The organism is Anaerophaga thermohalophila str. Valhall, assembly GCF_000250735.1.
GTDB lineage: Bacteria > Bacteroidota > Bacteroidia > Bacteroidales > Marinilabiliaceae > Anaerophaga > Anaerophaga thermohalophila_A.
The window spans coordinates 1-6171 of the sequence record NZ_AHZV01000365.1; the positions used below are offsets into that span (position 1 = coordinate 1).

At 44.8% G+C, this 6171-nt stretch carries 4 protein-coding genes; all 4 read right to left on the bottom strand.

Features of this window, described 5'->3' with window-relative positions; translation table 11 throughout:
* Window positions 1-162: 162 nt before the first annotated feature.
* Window positions 163-1803, bottom strand: coding sequence for a RagB/SusD family nutrient uptake outer membrane protein (locus tag OQ5_RS0119395; RefSeq protein WP_016779081.1), 1641 nt, complete (start codon window positions 1801-1803; stop codon window positions 163-165).
* Between the two features lie 254 nt (window positions 1804-2057).
* Window positions 2058-3584, bottom strand: a complete 1527-nt coding sequence (locus tag OQ5_RS23970) for a SusC/RagA family TonB-linked outer membrane protein (protein ID WP_218054581.1) — start codon at window positions 3582-3584, stop codon at window positions 2058-2060.
* Complete coding sequence (locus OQ5_RS23975; RefSeq protein WP_218054582.1) at window positions 3494-5050, bottom strand: SusC/RagA family TonB-linked outer membrane protein; 1557 nt, start codon at window positions 5048-5050, stop codon at window positions 3494-3496. Before OQ5_RS23975 ends, OQ5_RS23970 begins: the two co-directional genes overlap by 91 nt.
* 218 nt (window positions 5051-5268) lie before the next feature.
* The gene (locus OQ5_RS23700; RefSeq protein WP_016779082.1) at window positions 5269-5442 is read right to left on the bottom strand and encodes a hypothetical protein; all 174 of its coding nucleotides are present in this window, start codon (window positions 5440-5442) and stop codon (window positions 5269-5271) included.
* Window positions 5443-6171 lie beyond the last annotated feature (729 nt).

Below are 6171 nucleotides of genomic sequence, written 5' to 3' on the forward strand. Positions count from 1 at the left end.
AAAAACTCTCCCGAAGATGTTCGGGACAAGCTGTGATACCCGTTGCATCCTTTGTGCCGTTCTCTGTATTTTTTTGTTTCAGAGAGCTTCACGGAGTAGACACATCGTCTCACAGAGTAAAAAATAGTCTTTTCAGACAACCTCATCCACAGGGTTTATCAATTAATAATTTTCACGTTGCGGAAAATCATCTTTATTGGTAATAGCGTCAAGAAAATCCTGCGGATAGGGACGCACAGTATGTCCTTCGTTGATATTGGGAGCGGCATCGGGATTATGAGCTCTGACACGTTCTACCAGTTTTCCGGTACGTTTCAGGTCGAACCAGCGAAGCTGTTCCCCCACAAACTCACGGGCTCTTTCGTCAAGAAGGAAATCGATATTGAGGTCACCGGCCGTGACTTCCATGGCTGCTTCGTGCCCCGGAACAGCCCTTTGCCGGCGCAACCGGTTCAGATAATCAAGCGCTTCTGTTGGGTTGCTGTCCATTAATCCTTCGGCCACAATCAGGTACATTTCCGAGATACGTATAACAAAAGCATCGCGGGAACTGCGATCTTCACCTTTGGAAGCCCTTGTGGGATCACTGAACTTGTCTATCTGAACATATTGCTTACGATTTTTAACAGAGCCGTCTTCATCATAAACATCACTGAGATCAAAAATCTGGTAACGGCCTTCGGCCCGGGCCCGTTGCCCGGGGGTGGCATATCCGTTAATGGTCCAGATAGCCGTGTCGGTCATATTCGGATACTCCTCTCCCCTGTTTTCAGGCGCATTCATAATCCATATCCACTTAAACGAGCCCGCCCATCTTTGATCATTTTCCTGATCCATCAACTCCAACATAAACCTGGTTGGCATGTAACGGTTAAACGGCCGACCATTCAATACATCGCGTGTCATGCCCGGCTGATCGTCATATTTCATGGCATACATCAGGTGAAGGTTGTTTCCCCCGTTCCGAATCTGTGCTTCATTGTCGAGTTCGAGATTCAGTAAATGATCGGTGGAATAATTGACGTACCAGATCACCTCACTGTTGGCTGACCCCTCGCTGTTGCTCATATCCCACAACGCTTCATAATCGTCGAACAGCTCAAAAGGGCCTGAATTTATCACCTCTTTGGCCAGGGTTGCAGCATCTTCTCCCTGACCACGGGTCAACAACATTCTTGCTTTAAAGGCTTTGGCAGCCCAACGGGTGATGCGACCGCCTCTTTCTTTCTCCCCGGGGCAGTTGGCTATGGCAACATCCAGGTCATCGAATATCTGATCATATATAGCGTTCACCTCTGTCGCATTGGCCGTGGTAATAACACCTTGCGACTCCCCGGTAGAGAAATGCGTTTTTTCCCACATTTCAACCACATGCCAGTAATAGAAAGCCCGGAGAAACGAAACTTCTCCAACGCGAACGTCATTGTTCTCCATCTCCACTTCTTCAAGGCGTGCCAGGGCAGTATTGCAGAAGTTAATGGCTTTGTAGAGCCATGCCCACAAATTGTTAAGCCCACCATTATCGGCCTTGAAATCGGTTGAATAATCATTGACCGGTGTATTGGTGTGTCCGGCGGCTTTGGTAACAATATCGGTACCGGTAGCTGTAAAATTGGAAGCCTCTTCTCTTCCATACCAATATCTCAGCGGTGTGTAGCAGGCATTCACCAGGCTCTCAACTCCATCGGGGGTCGTGTAATACGGATCGCTTGTTAAACCGCTCTTATTGGTTTCCTTCAGAAAATCCTCGCAGGATAAAAATGTGAAGGTTATCAATATGGTTATCAGAATTTTAATTTTCATTTGTACAAAATTTTAACTAAGTTATTGGTCTGATGAAACTCGCATATAAGATTTATACATAATATTTTTGTGGTAAACCTATCTATGTTCATTTCATCTTACATCTTACATCTTATATCTAAAAATCTAATGATCTGTTGTAGCAAAACCTTGCCATGCACGTTTCATGTTTGCTTTTTTTAACGGACTAATGATACCCGAATCAAAATTTACTCAGCGTTTTAGCATCTTTGCGTCTAAAAGCCTTCCTGTCATTAAAACTCCAGGTTGAAACCGAACACGGTTTGCTTCGTCAGCGGATAGTTAAGGCTTCCGCCCCGTTCGGGGTCATAGTCGTCCAGGTCGCTGAATGTAAAATGGTTTTTGAGTGTTACATAAAACCGGAGTTTAGACAAGTTGAGTGAACTAAGCACTTTATCGGGAAAATTATAGGCCAGGCTAATGTCCCTGATCTTCCAGAAATCGCCTTTCACATGTCCTAAGGAACTGTAATAAGCCCTGTTCTTGTAACTCAGGTCCTTATTGGCACCGGGGAACTTATCGGAAGGATTGTCTTCGGTCCAGTAATCAACGGCTGCGCCGTTTTCGAGGGCATCTGACTTAAACAAACGGTAATACTCGTAATCGAAATAATGACCGAACCGACCGTAAATAAAAACAGACAAATCTACATTCTTGTATGATACGCGGTTGGTAAGTCCAAAGGTATACTTAGGCGAACGGTTAAACACGACACGATCGTCGGGAGTAATTTCCCCGTCACCATCCACATCGGCCACTTTAATATCACCGGGCTGTTGTCCATGCACAGCAGCCTCGTCGGCCTCATCAAGTTGCCAGATACCTGTTTGGTCGTAATCATAATTCACCGAGATAGGTTCACCAACAAACCAGTTATTGGCTACATCGCGATCGACACCGCCACTCAGCTGCACAATTTCGTTCCTGTTCCAGGTAAAAGTAAAATCGGTATTCCAGCTGACATCGGAAGTATTAACGTTAACAGACGACAGAGAAAAATCAACGCCTTCGCCTTCGGTCTTCCCTACATTTTCCATTACGGACGAAAATCCGGTAGTATTAGGTAATAACCTGGACATAAGCAAATCGCGTGTTTTCGATTGATAGTAATCGATGGTAGCCGAAAGTCTGTTGCCCCGGAAACCAAAATCGAGCCCGACATCCATTACCTCGGTTGTCTCCCATTTCAGATCGGGGTTGGAAATATCGCGGGGATAGTATCCATAAGCAGGCGCATCGTAAAAAGCATACGTGGAAGGACCTAAACCGCCCAGTGTTGAATAGGGCTCGATGGCACTCTGGCCGGATTCTCCCCAGCTCAGACGAAGTTTCAGGTTCGACAATGCAGAGGCACCCGACATAAATCCTTCTTCACTAATACGCCAGGCTGCTGCCACAGAGGGGAAATAGCCCCATTTGTTGCCCTCGGCCAGAACCGAAGAACCATCGGCTCGTACAGATGCAGTGAGCAAATATCTATCGGCATATTTGTAGTTAAGCCGCCCGAAGAAAGAGGCCATCTGTTCTTCAACAAGCTCACTGTCAATCTGTATCTCACCCGCATTAGAACTCAGGTCGTAAAACCCGGTGGTGGGTGAAGCCTGATCACGGCCCGATGAGGTAAAATACTCCCTGCGCCGGTCAATAGTACTGGTGCCGGCCAGTGCATTCAAATCGTGATATCTGCCGAGGTTGACCTGATAATTAAGCGTATTCTCCCAGGTAAGATTCCGGTTTGTCGTAATTTCCGCCCCCGACATAGAGCTTTTGTCTTCGCCATTAAGGGTTTGTTTGGCATAAAATAACCGTGCCTCAGTGTTTTATGATCTACCCCCAGGTTGGTCTCAATGGTAAGACCGTTAACAATATCCCAGCGAATAAACGAAGTGCCGAAAAAACGGCTGGTCTCGTAATTATCGGTAACCGCGCCATCCACATCGTCGAGCAAAGGATTCATTTGGGAAGTATAGCCGGGTGCCGGATATGGATTAACCGTACCATCGTCGTTATAGGGTTTTGCAATCGGCAGTATTTTTCCGGCCATATTAAAGGGGGCATATCTCTGGTCCTGGTCTTTAAATGTGTACAGAATACTTGCCCCTGCCTGGAGATTATCCTTCACGTGATGATCAAGAGTAAGGCGTCCGTTGTATCTCCTGAACGCATCATTGGTTTCAAGCAATCCCTGCTCATCCATAAGTCCGAAAGAAAGCTGATAAACGGTTTTATCGTTACCACCGCTCATGGCCACTTCATAGTTTTGCGTAGCTCCGTCGTGAAAGATCAGGTCCATCCAGTCGACAAATCGCTCATCCTGGATATATTCCAGTTCGAGAGGCGCGAAAATGTTAGCATCATCCTCCGGGCCGTTCCATTCACCGGCTGATGCATACGCATCGCGCTTCAGTTGCACATACTCCGGGCCGCTCATAAACCGGGGCATACCGCTAAGGGTATTGAAGGAATAATAGGCATTTACCGATATTTTAGTATCGCCCGGCCTCCCTCGTTTGGTGGTGATCAGAATTACGCCGTTGGCACCACGTGATCCGTAGATTGCCGTAGAAGAAGCATCTTTCAATACCTCCACCGATTGAATGTCAGTCGGATTTATATCCATACTTGAACCATATTCAATACCATCCACCAGTATCAACGGGGCATTGGAAGCCTGCAACGACCGTTCGCCACGGAGAAGAAAGCTGAGACCTGAACCTGCCTGACCGCTGGTACGTGTCATATCCAGTCCGCTGATCTTTCCCTGAAGCGCTTCCAGGGCATTATTGGAAGGATTGTTGGCAATTTCTTCGGCTTTGATAGAAGATACAGCGCCGGTAAGGTCGCTTTTGCGCATTACACCATAACCTACGGCTACCACCTCATCAAGGCCAATGACATCTTCTTCCATCACCACGTCGATTCGCGACTGTCCGTTAACAGGTATTTCGCTATCGGCAAATCCTATAAACTTAAATACCAATACGGCATTGAAAGGGTCGGGAACATTCAGTTCATAATTGCCATCTACATCTGTAATGGTGCCGGTTGTGGTTCCTTTTACAACAATGTTAACACCCGGCAGGGGCTCACCCTGAGTATCGGTAACACGGCCGCTTACTGTCCGGCCGTTTTGACCTGTCTGCCCCGGTAATATAGACCCGGACAGCAGAAACAGTAGTAACAATATACCTTTCAGGCAGGTATGTAAATTTTGTTTCATTTTCATAGACTTCTTATTTTTAAAATGTTGATTAATAATTGTTTGATTGGAAAAAATTACTTCACATAAGGACATAGCAAGGCCACTAATGAGAGATATCTGATTTAAGAAATGAGAGAATGAGAGAGTTACTGAATGAGAGAATTATTAAATGAGAGAATAATATATTTTCATTCAATCACTCATTTATTCAATCATTATCTCCCTCGTTCCATCTTTGAGGATTAACTTAGAGGCTGCCGAAAAAATCTGGTCCGCTTAAACCTGGCTCCCAGCGAAAGCCAAAATTTCCGGCCATTGCACAAGGCCATGAACGTCGCCCATTTTGGCTTCCCGCCATCCGCCGGCCCGGAAAGCGGACGGGCCACCGCGCCTTTTAAATAGATAAAGTCGTTCATTATTACAACATTCTTTTGAATTGTGATAGGTTGACAATTAACATTTACACAATAATTTGTTAAATTTTGTAATACACTGCAAGTCAATTGTTTGCGTCTAAAGAGGTTTGTTTATTTAAATGCAGTATATTAATGTTGTAAAAATCATCTTACATCTTATATCTAAAAATCTCACGATCTATTGATTTACAGGTGAAAACATTTTTAATGATTTGCATGAAAAACCTTGCACCTTAAATGTAGTTATGCGACTTAAATAATTTATTATTAATTATTTAAGTATTATTCAGCAAACCCTAACTTAACCGATTCTTGAGATTAAGGCTTTCGGAAGTTTCGATTAAGGCTTTCGGAAATTCCGATTAACTTAATCGATCGAGAAGGACGGGCGGGCAGGGAAATGTGATGGTGAGCCTCTCTAACTTCCAGCATCCAGCCTCCAGCCTATAACTTCTAACTTCTCAGTATCCTCAACCACAATTCATTCACTCATTCAATAATTCCCTCATTCTCTCATTAATATATATCTCCCGGTAAGTTCAATTCATGGAGGGGAATGGGAAGCAGCACACACCGGTAACTGTCCCATGAAGTATGAGAAAAATTTCATAATTTTGAAGTGTTAATTAAACATCATTTGTTGATTAATAAGCCTGCTGCATGTCGCCAAACAGTTGCAGCGGGCTTTTTTTGTTAAGTTAAATGCTTCATAAGCAGAGTGGTTGTTAA

Coding starts and splice junctions, on each gene's coding strand:
- OQ5_RS0119395 (WP_016779081.1), bottom strand. CDS start 1,803: ATGAAAATTAAAATTCTGATAACCATATTGATAACCTTCACATTTTTA.
- OQ5_RS23970 (WP_218054581.1), bottom strand. CDS start 3,584: ATGTCGGGGGCGGAAATTACGACAAACCGGAATCTTACCTGGGAGAAT.
- OQ5_RS23975 (WP_218054582.1), bottom strand. CDS start 5,050: ATGAAAATGAAACAAAATTTACATACCTGCCTGAAAGGTATATTGTTA.
- OQ5_RS23700 (WP_016779082.1), bottom strand. CDS start 5,442: ATGAACGACTTTATCTATTTAAAAGGCGCGGTGGCCCGTCCGCTTTCC.